This is a genomic window from Aquamicrobium zhengzhouense (genome assembly GCF_016124105.1).
GTDB lineage: Bacteria > Pseudomonadota > Alphaproteobacteria > Rhizobiales > Rhizobiaceae > Aerobium > Aerobium zhengzhouense.
Genome location: NZ_JADGMQ010000015.1, coordinates 14,370 through 29,411, shown reverse-complemented (window position 1 = coordinate 29,411; position 15,042 = coordinate 14,370). Strand labels below are relative to the sequence as shown.

Here is a 15,042-nt window from a genome sequence, read left to right as displayed (position 1 = left end):
TTTCTAAAAACCGTCCTTGAGCCTGTAGGTCGTGAGACCGTCATTCTCGAATTTCGTCATATCCGTCACCCGCTCCGAATGGCCGACATAGAGGCGGCCACCTGGCTGTAGCAACGGCGCAAATCTTGCCCAGATACGAGCCTGGGTCGGCTCATCAAAATAGATCACCACGTTGCGGCAGAAAATGGCGTCGAACTTGCCCTTCATCGGCCACTGCGCCATCAGATTGAGTTCACGGAACGCCACGAGCCTGCGCATCTCTTCGCAGACGCCCCAGGCGTCACGGCCGTGATCCTTGACGCGGACCATCCAGCGGTCGCGAAGCGACGCTGGAACTGGCTGTACGGCTTCGTCGGAATAGACGCCCGCGCGACCTGTTGCGACGACGTTCGGATCAATATCAGTGGCGAGAATGCGCACGTCATAATCCGCAGCTTCCGGCATCAACTGCAACACGGTCAGGGCAATCGAAAACGGCTCTTGTCCCGTCGAACATCCTGCCGACCAAAAGCGAACACGACCGCCTGCTCGCGCCTTTTGCACCAGTGAAGGCAGCACCTTTGTCCTCAGGTGGTCGAAATGGTGCGGCTCGCGAAAGAAGCGCGTCACATTGGTCGTCAGCGCGGCAAGCATGTTCATACGCTCGCCGGCTCCTTCTGAGCCCGCGACATAGCTGCAATAGTCGCGAAAGCTCTCAAGCCCCAGCGCGCGCAGCCGCTTGGCGAGGCGCGAATAAACCAGGGAAGCTTTGCTTTCGGACAAGGCGATCCCGGCGTCGTCGTAAAGCATACGCGCGATCGACAGGAAATCGTCGTTGGTGAAAAGAAATTCGCCCTCGACCAATGCCTTCTTGCGCCCGGATGCTCCAGGCCGCGTGGTGATTGTCATGCAGCTTCGGCCTCAAACTCGTCCGGAAGGATCCGGTCGAGCCCGATGAGCCCGATCATGCGTCCTTCAACGGCGAGAATTCCGCGTACAAACGACTTCACAGTGTCGCTCGCAACGCTCGGCGTCGGCTGGATCTCTTCGTCGGTGACGCTGAGAATGTCGCAGACAGCGTCGACCAGGAGCCCCACTTCGCGATTTTCGCAACGCACGACAATGATGACGTGGCGCGCTTCCGCGATCGTCGTTCCAAGGCCGAGACGCTCGGAGAGATCAATGATTGGCAGAACCGTGCCGCGAAGGTTGATGACCCCGCGAATATAGCTCTGCGCGTGTGGAAGTGGCGTAGCCGGTGTCCAGCCACGGATTTCGCGGACCATCATGATGTCCACGCAATATTCCTGGTCACCGATCCGGAAAGCGATCAGTTCACGCCGCTGATCAGATGCCTTTGTGTTCAGAACCTGGTTCATGGTTTCCCCAAAGTCTTGCAAACCGTGATGCTGCAGACGCCCCGCACAACCGAGTGTCGGGCCTCATCGTTAATTTGCGGTTTAGAGCCGCAGCGTTCCTCAGGCGGGCAAGAACCGGGAGCGCATAGCGACAGGGGATGCAGCCTCACTGCATCCCCTGTCCGATTGTCCGGATGAACCTTGGGTTAGAACTCGTCCCAGTTTTCCTCGTCCGCCTGCTCGGACAGAAGCGCCGCAGCAAGACCTGCCCCACCACTGACCGATTTCAGGGCAGGTGCCTTGGCGGAAGGCGCAAGTGCGTGGGTCTTCGTCTCTCTGGTCCTGGTTGCCGAGGCGCCGATCGTTCCCGACACCTCGCCCAGCCTGAACTTCGACACAAGGCGGCCAAGCTCCTCCGCCTCCTGAGCGAGGCTATGGCTTGCAGCAGTGGATTCCTCGACCATCGCGGCGTTCTGCTGGGTGACCTGATCCATCTGGTTCACCGCCGAGTTGACCTCGGCCAGACCCGTGGACTGCTCACGTGCGGATGCAGCGATCTCGGTTACAAGGCCTGTAATCTCGGCGACCTGCGCAACGATCTTCTCAAGAGCGGTGCCCGTCTGCCCCACGAGATCCACTCCCTGACCCACCTGCTGGGTCGACGTGGAGATAAGCTCCTTGATCTCCTTGGCCGCCTCGGCGGACCGCTGAGCCAGTGCACGCACCTCCGATGCAACCACGGCAAAGCCTCTGCCCGCGTCGCCAGCACGGGCAGCTTCTACGCCTGCATTCAGAGCCAGAAGGTTGGTCTGGAACGCGATCTCATCGATCACGCCGATGATCTGGCTGATCTGGTCGGACGACTTCTCGATCTGCGCCATTGCCGATACCGCATCGCGAACGACGATGCCGGATCGCTCTGCGCCCTGTCGGGCCTGGCCGGTCAGGTCGGAGGCACGGACTGCGCCCTCCGCAGTCGTTTTGACGGTTGCCGTGATCTGGTCAAGCGCCGCAGCAGTCTCTTCGAGGCTTGCTGCCTGCTGTTCGGTGCGGCGCGACAGATCATCAGCGGCCTGGCTGATCTCACCGGTCCCCGAGCGCATGCCCTCGATCGCCCTGAAGATCGTCGCCATCGTCTCCTGAAGCTGTTCGGCCGTACGGTTGAAATTATCCTTCAACGGCTGCGCCTTCGCACTGAAGGCCTCTGTCACGCGGAACGTCAGATCGCCACCGGCCAGCGCAGCAAGTCCGCGGCCGATCGCGGTGATCGCAACCTGATCTTCCTCGGCAGCGCGTGCCTTTTCGGCCTCGTGGAGCTGGCGTTCGCTCTCGGTCATGTTGCGAACGCGTTCAGCCTCGCCTTCGACACGGAGCTTTTCGATTGCGCCCTCCTTGAAGACCTGAACCGCCCGCGCCATCTCGCCGATCTCATCGCGACGATCGAGGCCTTCAACCTCAACTGAATGATCGCCAGCAGCGAGGCGCCCCATCACGCCCGTCAATCCGGTAATCGGTCCTGCAATCATGCGTGTCAGGAGGAAGCCGAGAGCGGTTGCAATGATGATTGCGATGACCAGACCGATTGCGAGCGCGAGCTCGTTGAATTCGAGCGCCTCATCTGCAGCCACGCGAGCCGCCTGAATGCGCACATTCGCGGCTTCGCTGACGGTCTGGATCGCCGATTCGACCTTGTTCATATAGGTATCGGCAATGCCGGAGCGTCCGACCATCTGGATAGCGCGAGGGCGTCGCGCCGGGTCCGCCGACAAGGCCTTGCCGGTGTCGACAACATTCATCCACCAGGCGTTCAAAGCCTCCGATGCGACATCGATATGCTCACCCATTTCAGGGAAGCCGGTGGTGAGCGCCCTCAAATGCTCGATCTGCTCATTGAAATTGTCGCGGTGCTCTTCGAGCCGCGAAAAATAAAAGGGATCGTTCGTCAGCAGGAAGCCGCGATAGCTGTTCTCCTGACGGGCGTTCAGGGTGATCGCGTTCTGAACACGCTCCATCACCTGATTCACGAGCGCGCGCTCTTCCTGCGCGACGCGAGAACTGACGAGATTCCAGTATATCGTCGCGCTCATTGCCAGGATGGTTGCCACCACGGCAAAGAATCCCAATGCAAGTTTGCGCGATATTCTCAAGTTCGTGATCAGCACAACAACCCCCGCCTTTCCACGACCCGGATCAAACCGGTTAGTCCCCTGACCGCACACAAATCTGCGCGGCACCCCAGCTCAGTTGATGACAATGGCAGGTTAACAGGCCGCTAACGACGAACTCTCTCGACGCATAATAGGTGCAGGGCGACCGTTCACTTATGTGTTGCGACCAATTCTTGGAGAAGCTTAGCTTATTCTAATGTATCGAAGATCTGGGATGCTTCACGCTTATCGAAGTGGTATCGACCACGACCCCGCCCGGGAACGCCCGCCAAGACCTGCAGGTCCTCACCCGCTCAGCTTCGCGTCCTCGTCCGTGTCGCAAGAACATTGCGGATGGCGAAACTGGAGTGAATCCGCAGAACACCAGGCATTTTCGACAGGATCTCCTTATGGATCCGCTCGAACTCGCCCGCATTGCCGACTTCGACACGCAGCAGATAGTCAGCGCCCCCGGTCATCAAAAAGCACTCCTTGATTTCAGGATGCTTCCGCACGGCCGCCTCGAACCGGTCCAGATATTCTTCTGTCTGGCGTTCAAGTGTGATGTTGATGATGACGGCAATTGACGCCTCGGTGCGTGAAGGGTCCACAAGGGCCGTATATCCACGGATCAGGCCGGATTGCTCCATCAGCTTGACCCGGCGCAGGCACGCCGATGGCGATAGCCCAACCTGCTCCGCCAGTCTGGCGTTCGTCATCCTCCCGTCAAGACGTAGCAAGCGCAGAATCTCTCGGTCTGTTCTGTCAAATTCGATCATAGCACTTTGTTCGAAACCATCTCATCGTCTGCCATTTTGGAATATTTGAACAAATTTAATGCGAAAAAACAGCAAGAAATGTCGTCGATCATTCGATACCCTTCTTTTATCAAGGAGTGCGACGTGATTTACGAGACGGTAGAAACAAGCCTGATCAACGAGCTCACGCCTTCGGGCTATCTGACGATCGATCTTGCTGCCTTGAGACGCAATTATGCGCAGATCTCAAACCGTGTTGCACCAGCTCGCGCAGCCGGTGTCGTAAAGGCGAACGCCTATGGCCTTGGGGCGCGCCAGGTCGCTGCAGCGCTCTTGGCTGAAGGTTGCCGGGATTTTTTCGTCGCGGAGTTTGTTGAAGCTGTCCAGCTGCGCCCGCACCTTCCGCCGGAAGCACGCCTTTTCGTCCTGAACGGTCTTCAGCCGGGGAATGAAGCGTTGTGCGCCAGCATCAATGCGATCCCCGTCGCAAACTCCCTGCTTCAGCTGAGGCGCTGGCGGGAAACCGCCACGACGCTTGGGCGCAGACTGAAGGTCGTCATTCAGTTCGACACCGGGATGTCACGGCTTGGCATCGCGCCTGAGGAGCGTGGAGCCGTGCGCGCGATCCTTGAGGATGCACCGCTCGATGTCCTTTTCATCATGAGCCACCTTGCCTGCGCCGATGAGGCTGCGCATCCGCAAAACGTCCAGCAACTTGCGGAGATGCAGCGCGCAATCGCCGACACTCAAAGAACTGAGCTCAGCTTCGCCAATTCCGGCGGGGTGTTTCTTGGTTCGGATTATCACGGGGGGCTCGTTCGACCCGGCATCGCGCTTTATGGCGGTGCGCCGACCTTCGGGGTTCCAAACCCGATGGAAGCGGTGGTCCGCCTCGAAGTCGCTGTCGTCCAGACACGCCGGGTCCCGGCCAGCACCGCTATTGGTTATGGCGCAAGTTTCCTGGCGACCGGCGAAATGCGGCTTGCAACGATCGCCGCCGGTTATGCTGACGGACTGCCCCGCACCTTGAGCAACCGGGGGGCGGTCTATTTCGAAGGCACTCGCTTGCCAATTGTCGGGCGCGTGTCGATGGATTCCATCATCATCGACATCTCCGCACTGCCAGAGGGCGCGCTCGACCTTGGGAGCCTCGTCGAAGTGATAGGCCCCAACCAGAGCCTCGACGAGGTGGCACATGCGGCCGGCACCATCTCTTATGAAATTCTCACCAGTCTCGGCGGCAGATACCGGCGACGTTACGTTTGACCGGGCTAGAGCAAAGAGGGGCAAATAGAATGAGAGTGATCGTTCTTGGCGCTGGAATTATCGGTGTCACCACGGCCTATCAGCTGGCCAAGGCTGGCCATGAGGTTACCGTTGTCGATCGCCAGACCGGCCCGGCTCTCGAAACCAGCTTTGCCAATGCTGGCGAGGTCTCCTTTGGCTACTGCTCGCCATGGGCAGCTCCCGGCATTCCGCTCAAGGCGGTGAAGTGGCTGTTCATGCAGCACGCGCCGCTTATCTTACGGCCAAAGTTCGACGCTGCGATGTTGTCCTGGCTGTTTCGCATGCTGTCTAACTGCACGGCGGAGCGGTACGCCATCAACAAGAGCCGGATGTTGCGCCTGTCGGACTACAGCCGCATCTCTCTTGCAGCCCTGCGCGAAGAAACCGGCATCGCCTATGACGAGGCGATGAAGGGCACCTTGCAGTTGTTTCGCACCGAGGCGCAGCTGGACGCATCGGCCAAGGACGTCAAGGCGCTGGCCGCTGATGGCATTCCTTATGAAGTTCTGGATCGCGACGGGTGCATCCGGGCTGAACCTGCGCTCGCGCATGTCCGGGACAAGATTGTCGGCGGTCTCCTTACCCCGCAGGACGAGACCGGCGACTGCTTCAAGTTCGCAAACGCCCTGGCAGCAAAGGCTGAAGCGCTGGGGGTTCGTTTTCTTTACGAAACGCCTATCACTGGTTTGGATATCGAGGCAGGCGGCCTCCGAGCCGTGATCACAAAAAATGGACGGCTGGAGGCCGACGCTGCCGTGGTTGCGCTTGGCAGCTATTCGCCGCTTCTTCTCAAGCCACACGGCATCCAGCTGCCGGTCTATCCAGTGAAGGGATATTCTCTCACCATGCCGGTGGTTGAGCCGACCCGCGCGCCAGTCTCAACGATCATGGATGAGACGTTCAAGATCGCCATCACGCGCCTCGGAGACCGCATCCGGGTCGGTGGGATGGCCGAGATATCAGGCTACACGAATGATCTCAGCATTAAACGGCGCAGCACCCTCAATCATTCGGTGATGGATCTCTTCCCCGGCGGCGACATCAGCAAGGCGATCTACTGGTCGGGCCTGCGTCCGATGACGCCCGACGGAACGCCGGTCATCGGCGGAACCCACATCAAGGGGCTTTTCCTGAATACCGGACACGGAACACTTGGCTGGACGATGAGCACCGGGTCTGCGCGGGTCATTAGTGACCTCGTCAGTGGCCGCACGCCTGAGATAGATGCGAAGGATCTGGCGATCAGCCGCTATGGCTGAACGCCAGAGTTTGTCGTCAGAGGCGCACTTCGGCGTTGTCGCCCAGATCTGGTGCTGAACCCGTCACAAACGACATCAGCATCTTGGCACCACTGATTACTTTGTTGGGGCTATCCCAGATCTCACCGCGCTCTGGCGTCACTTTCAGGACGCGGATGGTTGGGTCATCCATGTCCTCCCACCAGATCTTGTCCGTCTCGGACCACAGCTCTGCAATTTTCGTGCGGTCGTCCGACAGTTCGGCTTTGCCGGATACCAGAACATAGCGGTAATTGCTGTTGTCGGCCCAAGCTAGCGACACGGTCGGAAACCGCTCGATCTCGGCATTTTTCTCGCCGGAAACGTCTGCCAGAAAGTAAAAAGCGTTTTCGTCCCTGCGCGGACGCGCGGACATCGGGCGGCTGTGCTGCTCTTCGCCCGTCCAGGTGGTCAGCATGCAGATATCGATTTTCTCGGCAAGTTCCCAGATACGGTCGGCGACTTCTGCCGGCGATGCCGGATTGTCGTGCTGCTGTTCTTTCATGGGGCCACTCCTTGTTGGCCCGATCAACGCTGCCCGCAGCGCTTCGTTCCCCACCAGTGGCATGGCCAACTGTCCTCCCCTTCGCCGCAGCACGGGGAGGACAGAGCGATAGTTGGCTCTCTAGTCGATGTCGAATGAGACACCTTGCGCGAGCGGCAAGGCTTTCGAATAGTTCACCGTGTTGGTTGCGCGGCGCATATAGGCCTTCCAGGCGTCTGATCCGCTCTCACGGCCACCGCCCGTTTCTTTCTCACCGCCAAATGCTCCGCCAATTTCCGCTCCGGACGTGCCTATATTCACATTGGCAATGCCGCAGTCGGAGCCGTCGGCAGCCAGAAAGCGCTCGGCCTCCTGCATGTTCAGCGTGAAGATCGATGATGACAGCCCAGCTGCCACGGCATTATGCAGTCGCAGCGCCTCGTCAAAATCTGAATAGCGCATGACATAGAGGATTGGGGCAAAGGTTTCTTCCAGCACAGGCCCCGCCTGTTCCGGCATCTCGACCAGAGCCGGGCGCACGTAAAAGGCCTCATCCTTGCCTGCCTCGCGCACACGCTCGCCACCGGTCACGACACCTCCCGCCGCCCGTGCCGCTTCGAGAGCTTTTTGCATTCCATCGAAGGCCGCCTTGTCGATCAAAGGACCCACCAATGCGGAGGTCTCAAGCGGGTTGCCGACCGATACACTTTCGTAAGCCTTCTTCAGGCGCGGGACCAGCTGATCATAAACGTCGACGTGAACGAAGAGACGACGCAAGGTGGTGCAGCGCTGGCCTGCCGTTCCCATAGCGCCAAAAGCCACTGCGCGAAGGGTCATGTCGAGGTCTGCGGACGGGCAGACGATGCCGCCATTGTTTCCGCCAAGTTCCAGGATGGCGCGGGCAAACCGTTTTGCGAGGCGTGGTCCGACTTCTCGGCCCATGCGGGTGGATCCGGTAGCGGAGACCAACGCGACCTTCGGATGATCCACCAGCGCTTCGCCGACCGCACGGTCGCCGATCAGCAGTGTGCTGAGGCCCTTCGGTGCTTCACCAAACCGCGCGATCGCCCGTTCAAGTATCGCCTGGCTCGCCAGTGCGGTAAGCGGTGTCTTCTCCGATGGCTTCCACACAATCGAATTGCCGCAGACTAGCGCTAGGGCTGCGTTCCACGACCACACCGCGACCGGGAAGTTGAAGGCGGAGATGATGCCAACGACTCCCAGAGGATGCCACGTTTCCATCATGCGGTGGCCGGGTCGCTCGGTCGCGATGGTCAGCCCGTAGAGCTGGCGAGACAGACCAACCGCGAAGTCGCAAATGTCGATCATTTCCTGGACTTCGCCAAGACCTTCGGAGGTAATCTTGCCAGCCTCAAGGGACACAAGACGCCCAAGATCGGCCTTTGCAGCGCGCAGTTCCTCGCCCAGAAGACGCACCAATTCGCCGCGCCGCGGGGCCGGGACAAGGCGCCACTCCAGGAACGCGGCGTGCGCGGCTTCGATTGCCGCCGAGGTATCAGATGTCACCTTTAAGCGGGCAATTTCCTCACCAGTAACCGGGCTGCTGGATGCCATCTCGCCCCCGGTCCAGGCGTCACGCTCCACGCCAAGCCTGTCGAGGATTGCGGCAGCTTCCTGTTTCACGTCCACAGCCTGTGTCATCCACTTCTCCATCATGTGTCGTGCAGCCCTGATGCGCTGCATTGCTCAGATCATGAGCCCAACACTAACGGGAAATCAGTCGATGGGAACAGTCCAATGGCGCGATCGCCTTCGTCCACGATTCTTGTCAGTCAGATGATCCGGCAGCTTCCGACAGAAGAGCTGCCCTCAGCGCATCAGGATCGACATCACGTCCAACGAACGCTCGAAAAGCGTCGACTCCCTGGTGGAAGAACAGTTCGTAACCGCTGATTGTCGTCACGCCTTCGGCACGCGCATCCAGAAGAAACTCTGTGTCTACCGGGGTGTAGACCGCGTCAAAGGCCCACCGGCGTCCCGGAATAAGCTGGCGCGGGATCGCCGTTCCTGCAATCCCGTTCATGCCGAGCGGAGTGCAGTTGACCAACCCGTCACTGCCACCGACGGCTTCTTCAATCGTCGACGCGACGGCCACTTTCATCGACGAATTTGCCGCCCTCAAGGAAGACGCAAGTGCCTCAGCCTTGTTCGGGTCCATGTCGAAGATGCGAAGCTCATCGGCCTCGAGATCCGCAAGACCGAAAGCGACCGCCTTGCCAACACCGCCCGCGCCGGCCATTGCAACCGTTCCGGGTGCTGCGCCCTGGAGCCCGCCTCTTATGGCGGCGATAAAGCCGGTATAGTCGGTGTTCAGCCCGTAAGACCCATCTTCGCGAAAAAGAACGGTGTTGCAGGCACCGATCGCACGCACCCGCGGATCATCGACCACGAGGCGCGAGAAAACGGTCTCCTTGTACGGATAGGTGATATTGATGCCGGCAAAGCCCTCGCTCCGGCATCGCTCGAACACCGCGTCGAAATCGAGGTCCAGATCTGCTGGTATGAGAGACTCATAGGTGACTTCCAGGCCGCAAAGCCTGCCTGCAAGACGATGCAGAAGCGGTGACTTGGAGCGCTTGATATTGTCGCCGATCAATCCGAGCCGCACCATCTTCCGGTCCTCTCCGCATAAGCGTGGCCTGCCCGCCGCGCAATTCAATGCGTCGACAGCCGACATTTCCTGAAACATCATATATTTTCTGGAAAACCCGATGTCCAGAGAGGTCAGTCGCGGCTAGGCGCCGATGGCTCCGGTGGCGAGAGCATGTTCGACGCCGCCGCTCACGTGCTCCTCCAGAACTCTCTTGGCAGTTGCAGCGTCGCGGGCCAGCGCTGCATCCAGCATGATCTGGTGCTCATTGGCTGCGATGTCCCCGCGAAAGGAGAGCGCGATCATCTGATAGCGCAGATATTTGTCGAACACCGCTGCGTGGGTTTCCATCAGCACCTTCGAACCGCAGGCGGAGATCAGAGCCTGATGGAATTCCCAGTCGTACCGCTTCCACATCTCGGTCTGGCTCAGATCGCCGTCACGCATGCGCGCTTCCAGGGCCGCCAGCTTGTGATGGGCTGCCACAATGCGCGCTTCCCATTCAACATCGCCGCCCGCAAATGACTGTTCGAGCGCAAAACCCTCGAGGAGGAGCCGCAGTGCTGCCACTTCACGCAGATTGTCGACAGACACGGCAGAAGCCTCGAAACCGCGTTGGCCCTCAGCAGAGACAAGGCCCTCGGAAGTCAGCCGGCTGAGTATCTCGCGCAGGGTGCTGACGCTCGCGCCATAGCTGTCCTTGAGCCAATCCAGCTTCAGCTTCTGCTTCGGCGCGATCCGCCCGAATATGATGTCCGCGCGAATGCGGCGGTATGCGCTCTCGCCTATGGTCTCAACTGGTTCGGCACTCATTGTTCCAGCACCCGCTGCCTTGTGATCCGTGTTTTACCGCTCAGGCAGCGTGCCAAGCGAAACGGTATATTCGATGCAAGCCGAAATATGGCGATCGAGAATTTCGAGCGCGCGGTCGGCATCCCTTTCCAAAGCGCACTGCAACAGATCCTTGTGCTCTTGAGCTGCCTGTTTGCCGCGGAACACCACAGCCAGAATCTGATAGCGCAGGAACTGGTCAAAGATGACCGAGTGGGTCTCTAACAGCGCGCGCGAACCGCAGGCGGAAATCAGCGCACCGTGGAATTCGCGATCATAGTTCTTCCACTGCATGGTGCGCTCCTGCTCACCATTCAGCATCATTTCCTCGAGGCGACACAGCTTGTGATACGCGGCGACAACCCGCCCTTCCCACTCGATATCGCCACTCGCGAATGACTGGCGCAGCGCGTGCCCTTCAAGAAGGTTCCGCATCGCGGCGACCTCGCGCAGGTTCGCCACCGAAATATCGACGACGCCAAATCCGCGTTGCCCCTCGGCCGTGACAAGCCCTTCGGACACAAGACGGAAAAGCACCTCCCGCAGAGTGCTGACACTTGTGATGTATTGGGCGCGAAGCTTCTCAAGCCGCAACTTCTTTCCGGGCTCCAACCGCCCGAAAATGATGTCGGACCTTATCCGCTTATAGGTGTTGTCGCTTGCCGTCTCAGGCGACACGTCTGCTGCCACGCCTTCCTCCAGATTGATAGGGCGACGTTTGCACACGGCCCACGAAACGCACAAGAGGCACCGGAAGCGCCCGACAGCTTCCGCACAGAAATGATAAAATCAAAAATCTCATACGAAAATAATCATGCCTATTGAAATTGATTTTGTCGAATGTCATGAATACGGCAACCGCCGGGGTGGAGCCAAGGGCGGTATTCTTGAACGGGAGGAACCCAATGCTTGCTTCGATCACGCGAAGGACTGCGCTTGCTGCTGCCGGCGCAATGCTTCTGGCTGCATCCGCGCTGACGCCAGCGCTCGCACAAGACAAGACCAAGATCCGCTTCTCGGCTGTGTTCTCCGAACAGGACATTCGCGCCGAGATGATGAAGAAGTTTGCCGACGGCATCGGTGACGAGTTCGAGTTCGAAGGTTTTTACGGTGGCATGCTGTTCAAGCAGGGCACCGAACTCGTTGCGCTCCAGCGCGGCAATCTTGAAATGGGCAACATCGCCCCGCAGGACATTTCAAATCAGGTCCCGGAATGGTCAATCCTGACTTCCGCTTACCTCTTCCGTGACGCCGCGCACCTGCAGACGTTCTTCGACAGCGAACTGGGCGAAGAAATGAAGAAGATGGCCGAAGACAAGCTCGGCGTCCGCGTTCTAGGCCCGACCTTCTTTGGCACCCGTCAGGTTGGCCTGAAGTCTGACAAGAAGATCAACACGCCAGCTGACATGGCGGGCATCAAGCTGCGCATGCCGGGCGGCGATTCCTGGCAGTTCCTCGGTCAGGCGCTTGGCGCAAACCCGACGCCGATGGCCTATGCTGAGGTCTATACCGGCCTTCAGACCGGCGCGATTGACGGCCAGGACAATCCGCTGCCGAATGTCCAGAACATGAAGTTCTACGAAGTCATGTCTCAGATCGTGATGACCTCGCACCTCATCGGCTTCGACCTTCTGACGATCTCTGCGGACACCTGGAACAAGCTAACGCCTGAACAGCAGGAAAAGGTGCAGACGGCGGCTAATGAGGCGATTGCCTGGAGCACCGAACAGCATCTGAAGCAGGAAGAAGAGCTCGCCGCCTCCTTCAAGGAGAAGGGCCTCGACATCTACACGCCTGATCTCGACGCTTTCCGGGCGCACGCCCAGAAGATGTATCTGGAGTCGGATCTCGCAAAGAGCTGGCCTGAAGGTCTGATCGACAAGATCAACGCGCTCTGACGCACTCCTTCCAGAAATTCAGATCTGTGCCGTCGCTGGTTGCAGCGGCGGCAATCTGACAGGAGGTTACGATGCGCAGTTCCTCTGCACGTCACATTTTCGAATGGCTACGAAGTCGAGCAGAAAATATCGCCTGCGCGATGCTCGCTGCCATGTTCGTTGCTTTCATGCTCCAGATCGCATTTCGCTATCTGCTCAACCTGCCAATCGGCTGGACGCATGAGCTGAGCGTTGTTCTCTGGATCTGGCTCGTCCTGTTTGGTAGCGCTTTCGTGGTACGCGAAAGCGAGGAGATCAGGTTCGACCTGATCTACGGACCCGCCACTGATCGCGCCCGCAGAGTGATGGGTTTCATCACCGCCGCCGCGCTAATCGTTCTCTTCGGCGTGTCTTTGCCCGCGGTCATCGACTACGTGACATTCATGAAGGTGGAAAAGTCCGCCTACATGAAAATCCGTTTCGATTACCTCTATTCGATCTACATCGTCTTCGCTGTCGCGATGATCGTCCGCTACATATGGATCGCATGGCTTGCGGTTCGCGGGCAGGCTCCCGAGGCGTATGACCCTACAAAGGCGAGCTCCGGCGTATGAACCTGGCCAGCCCCTTCTCCATCTCGCTTGTCGTTATCACGGCACTCGCTCTGCTCGGTCTGCCGATCGGTCTTGCCATGCTGTGCGGCTCTATCCTCTATCTGTTCATGGCCGGGCTCGACATGGGCACCGTGGCCGAGCAGTTCCTGAACGGCATGTATTCCAACTACGTGATCCTCGCTGTACCGCTCTTCATTCTTGCGGCGGAGATCATGAACAGCGGCTCGATGACCGAGCGCCTGCTTCGCTTCTGTAACGTACTTGTCGGCCGCTTCCGTGGCGGCCTTGCACAGGTCAATATCGTCCAATCGATCATCTTTGCCGGCATGTCAGGATCCGCGATTGCCGATGCGGCCGGCAGCGGGCGCATGATGCAGAACATGATGACGCGCGAAGGACGCTACACGCCGAGCTATGCCGCAGCGCTCACCGCCGTCACAGCGGTCGTTGGCCCGATCATTCCGCCCTCGATCCCGCTTGTTCTTTACGCGCTCGTCTCCGATGCCTCGATTGGCTATCTCTTCCTGGCAGGTGTTATGCCGGGGCTTCTGATGTCGGTGCTGCAGATGGGGCAGGTTGCCTGGACTGCACGACGCAACAACTTCCCAGTCGAGGAAGCCGTACCGCTTCGTGAAATCCCACGGATCACCTGGCGCGCGTTCCCGGCGCTGATGATGCCCGTCATCCTGCTGGGCTGCATCTATACGGGCGTTACGACACCGACCGAGGCAGCAGCCCTTGCCGCGTTCTACGCCCTGGTAATCTCTGTCGGGCTTTACCGTAGCCTTTCAGCGAAGGAAGCTTACAACGCGCTCCTGATTTCGACGAAAACAAGCGCCTCGATCGGCATGCTGATCGCGGGGTCGCTGGTCTTCAACTATGTCGTTACGATCGAGAACATCCCCAACACGCTTCGAATGCTCCTGATAGACTGGGAGCTGACACCGATACAATTCCTGATCATGGTCAACGTCGTGCTGCTCCTGCTCGGTTGCGTGCTGGAGGGGACGGCTATCCTTTTGATCATCGTGCCAGTCTTTGTCCCGACGGCTCAGGCGCTGGGTATTGACCTTGTGCATTTCGGCGTCGTCGTTGTGGTGAACATCATGCTGGGACTGGTGACGCCACCCTATGGCCTTCTCCTTTTCATCATGACGAACATATCCGGCGCACCGGTCAAGGATATCATCCGCGACTGCATGCCATTCCTGTTCTGGATGTTTGTCTGCCTTGGGTTGATTACCTTCTTCCCCGAGATCGTCCTGTGGCTGCCGCGTATGGCTGGCTACGGTGCCTGAACCTAGAGACTATCTATGACCAAACCGATTTACGTTCTCAACGGACCGAACCTCAATCGCCTTGGCAAGCGTGAGCCTGAAATCTACGGCTATACGACGCTTGCCGAGGTCGAAGCGATGTGCCGCGAGGCAGCAGGTAAAACGCCGGTCGAGTTTCATCAGTCGAACCGCGAATACGAACTCATCGACTGGATCCACGAGGCGATCGATGCAGATGCTGCGGGCATCATCATCAATCCTGCGGGTCTGACCTTCACGTCGGTTCCGATCATGGACGCGCTGAAGATGTTTCCTCGACCGATCATCGAGCTGCACATCTCCAACATTCATCGGCGGGAAGCCATCTATCACAACTCGCTGATGTCCAGGGTGGCAACGGCGGTCATCGCTGGTCTTGGTCCGAAGGGTTATCGAACGGCGATGGCCGCAATGCTGGAGCTGATCCAGGAAAACCGCCAATAAGGAATATTTCGAGCGCCGAGTTTAACTGTGCGTTATATGACCTTGCGTCACCCTGCGGG

At 58.9% G+C, this 15,042-nt stretch carries 15 protein-coding genes; 6 read left to right on the top strand and 9 right to left on the bottom strand.

Annotation, left to right across the window (positions count from 1 at the left end; translation table 11 throughout):
• Window positions 1–3: 3 nt before the first annotated feature.
• The 4 genes from IOD40_RS16720 to IOD40_RS16705 form a co-directional block, all read right to left on the bottom strand.
• Window positions 4–888 (bottom strand): protein-glutamate O-methyltransferase, encoded by an 885-nt coding sequence (locus tag IOD40_RS16720; protein ID WP_198477848.1) that lies wholly within the window; start codon window positions 886–888, stop codon window positions 4–6.
• Window positions 885–1,358, bottom strand: coding sequence for a chemotaxis protein CheW (locus IOD40_RS16715; RefSeq protein WP_198477847.1), 474 nt, complete (start codon window positions 1,356–1,358; stop codon window positions 885–887). The genes IOD40_RS16720 and IOD40_RS16715 overlap by 4 nt, the downstream gene beginning before the upstream one ends.
• Before the next feature lie 185 nt (window positions 1,359–1,543).
• Window positions 1,544–3,424: a HAMP domain-containing methyl-accepting chemotaxis protein gene (locus tag IOD40_RS16710; RefSeq protein ID WP_210336955.1), complete on the bottom strand. Its 1,881-nt coding sequence runs from the start codon at window positions 3,422–3,424 to the stop codon at window positions 1,544–1,546.
• Between the two features lie 374 nt (window positions 3,425–3,798).
• Window positions 3,799–4,263, bottom strand: a complete 465-nt coding sequence (locus IOD40_RS16705; protein ID WP_198477845.1) for an Lrp/AsnC family transcriptional regulator — start codon at window positions 4,261–4,263, stop codon at window positions 3,799–3,801.
• A gap of 123 nt (window positions 4,264–4,386) precedes the next feature.
• On the opposite strand from IOD40_RS16705, the gene alr reads away from it, so the two are divergent.
• On the top strand, window positions 4,387–5,508 hold the full coding sequence (gene alr / locus IOD40_RS16700; RefSeq protein WP_325099763.1) for an alanine racemase: 1,122 nt from the start codon (window positions 4,387–4,389) through the stop codon (window positions 5,506–5,508).
• Window positions 5,509–5,537: 29 nt separating this feature from the next.
• The gene (locus IOD40_RS16695; protein ID WP_198477843.1) at window positions 5,538–6,788 is read left to right on the top strand and encodes a D-amino acid dehydrogenase; all 1,251 of its coding nucleotides are present in this window, start codon (window positions 5,538–5,540) and stop codon (window positions 6,786–6,788) included.
• A 16-nt stretch (window positions 6,789–6,804) separates the two neighbouring features.
• Here IOD40_RS16695 and IOD40_RS16690 read toward each other — a convergent pair whose 3' ends face one another.
• The 5 genes from IOD40_RS16690 to IOD40_RS16670 form a co-directional block, all read right to left on the bottom strand.
• Window positions 6,805–7,311 carry a pyridoxamine 5'-phosphate oxidase family protein gene (locus IOD40_RS16690; protein WP_198477842.1) on the bottom strand — a complete coding sequence of 169 codons (507 nt, stop codon included), beginning with the start codon at window positions 7,309–7,311 and terminating at the stop codon, window positions 6,805–6,807.
• 120 nt (window positions 7,312–7,431) lie between these two features.
• Window positions 7,432–8,952: an L-piperidine-6-carboxylate dehydrogenase gene (amaB, locus tag IOD40_RS16685; protein ID WP_198477841.1), complete on the bottom strand. Its 1,521-nt coding sequence runs from the start codon at window positions 8,950–8,952 to the stop codon at window positions 7,432–7,434.
• 127 nt (window positions 8,953–9,079) lie between these two features.
• Window positions 9,080–9,922, bottom strand: a complete 843-nt coding sequence (locus tag IOD40_RS16680; RefSeq protein ID WP_198477840.1) for a shikimate dehydrogenase family protein — start codon at window positions 9,920–9,922, stop codon at window positions 9,080–9,082.
• Between the two features lie 123 nt (window positions 9,923–10,045).
• Window positions 10,046–10,714 (bottom strand): GntR family transcriptional regulator, encoded by a 669-nt coding sequence (locus IOD40_RS16675; protein WP_198477839.1) that lies wholly within the window; start codon window positions 10,712–10,714, stop codon window positions 10,046–10,048.
• Between the two features lie 33 nt (window positions 10,715–10,747).
• Entirely contained in the window at window positions 10,748–11,422 is a 675-nt protein-coding gene (locus IOD40_RS16670; protein WP_198477838.1) for a GntR family transcriptional regulator, read from the bottom strand.
• 215 nt (window positions 11,423–11,637) lie between these two features.
• On the opposite strand from IOD40_RS16670, the gene IOD40_RS16665 reads away from it, so the two are divergent.
• The 4 genes from IOD40_RS16665 to IOD40_RS16650 all read left to right on the top strand — a co-directional run bounded on the left by IOD40_RS16665 (window position 11,638) and on the right by IOD40_RS16650 (window position 14,983).
• Window positions 11,638–12,630: a sialic acid TRAP transporter substrate-binding protein SiaP gene (locus IOD40_RS16665; RefSeq protein ID WP_198477837.1), complete on the top strand. Its 993-nt coding sequence runs from the start codon at window positions 11,638–11,640 to the stop codon at window positions 12,628–12,630.
• A 71-nt stretch (window positions 12,631–12,701) separates the two neighbouring features.
• Window positions 12,702–13,223, top strand: coding sequence for a TRAP transporter small permease (locus tag IOD40_RS16660; RefSeq protein ID WP_198477836.1), 522 nt, complete (start codon window positions 12,702–12,704; stop codon window positions 13,221–13,223).
• Window positions 13,220–14,521 (top strand): TRAP transporter large permease, encoded by a 1,302-nt coding sequence (locus IOD40_RS16655; protein ID WP_198477835.1) that lies wholly within the window; start codon window positions 13,220–13,222, stop codon window positions 14,519–14,521. The genes IOD40_RS16660 and IOD40_RS16655 overlap by 4 nt, the downstream gene beginning before the upstream one ends.
• Window positions 14,522–14,536: 15 nt before the next feature.
• Entirely contained in the window at window positions 14,537–14,983 is a 447-nt protein-coding gene (locus IOD40_RS16650; RefSeq protein ID WP_198477834.1) for a type II 3-dehydroquinate dehydratase, read from the top strand.
• Window positions 14,984–15,042 lie beyond the last annotated feature (59 nt).

Coding starts and splice junctions, on each gene's coding strand:
- IOD40_RS16710 (WP_210336955.1), bottom strand. CDS start 3,424: ATGAGCGCGACGATATACTGGAATCTCGTCAGTTCTCGCGTCGCGCAG.
- IOD40_RS16650 (WP_198477834.1), top strand. CDS start 14,537: ATGACCAAACCGATTTACGTTCTCAACGGACCGAACCTCAATCGCCTT.
- IOD40_RS16695 (WP_198477843.1), top strand. CDS start 5,538: ATGAGAGTGATCGTTCTTGGCGCTGGAATTATCGGTGTCACCACGGCC.
- IOD40_RS16680 (WP_198477840.1), bottom strand. CDS start 9,922: ATGGTGCGGCTCGGATTGATCGGCGACAATATCAAGCGCTCCAAGTCA.
- IOD40_RS16690 (WP_198477842.1), bottom strand. CDS start 7,311: ATGAAAGAACAGCAGCACGACAATCCGGCATCGCCGGCAGAAGTCGCC.
- amaB (WP_198477841.1), bottom strand. CDS start 8,952: ATGACACAGGCTGTGGACGTGAAACAGGAAGCTGCCGCAATCCTCGAC.
- IOD40_RS16660 (WP_198477836.1), top strand. CDS start 12,702: ATGCGCAGTTCCTCTGCACGTCACATTTTCGAATGGCTACGAAGTCGA.
- IOD40_RS16720 (WP_198477848.1), bottom strand. CDS start 888: ATGACAATCACCACGCGGCCTGGAGCATCCGGGCGCAAGAAGGCATTG.
- IOD40_RS16665 (WP_198477837.1), top strand. CDS start 11,638: ATGCTTGCTTCGATCACGCGAAGGACTGCGCTTGCTGCTGCCGGCGCA.
- IOD40_RS16705 (WP_198477845.1), bottom strand. CDS start 4,263: ATGATCGAATTTGACAGAACAGACCGAGAGATTCTGCGCTTGCTACGT.
- IOD40_RS16655 (WP_198477835.1), top strand. CDS start 13,220: ATGAACCTGGCCAGCCCCTTCTCCATCTCGCTTGTCGTTATCACGGCA.
- IOD40_RS16715 (WP_198477847.1), bottom strand. CDS start 1,358: ATGAACCAGGTTCTGAACACAAAGGCATCTGATCAGCGGCGTGAACTG.
- IOD40_RS16675 (WP_198477839.1), bottom strand. CDS start 10,714: ATGAGTGCCGAACCAGTTGAGACCATAGGCGAGAGCGCATACCGCCGC.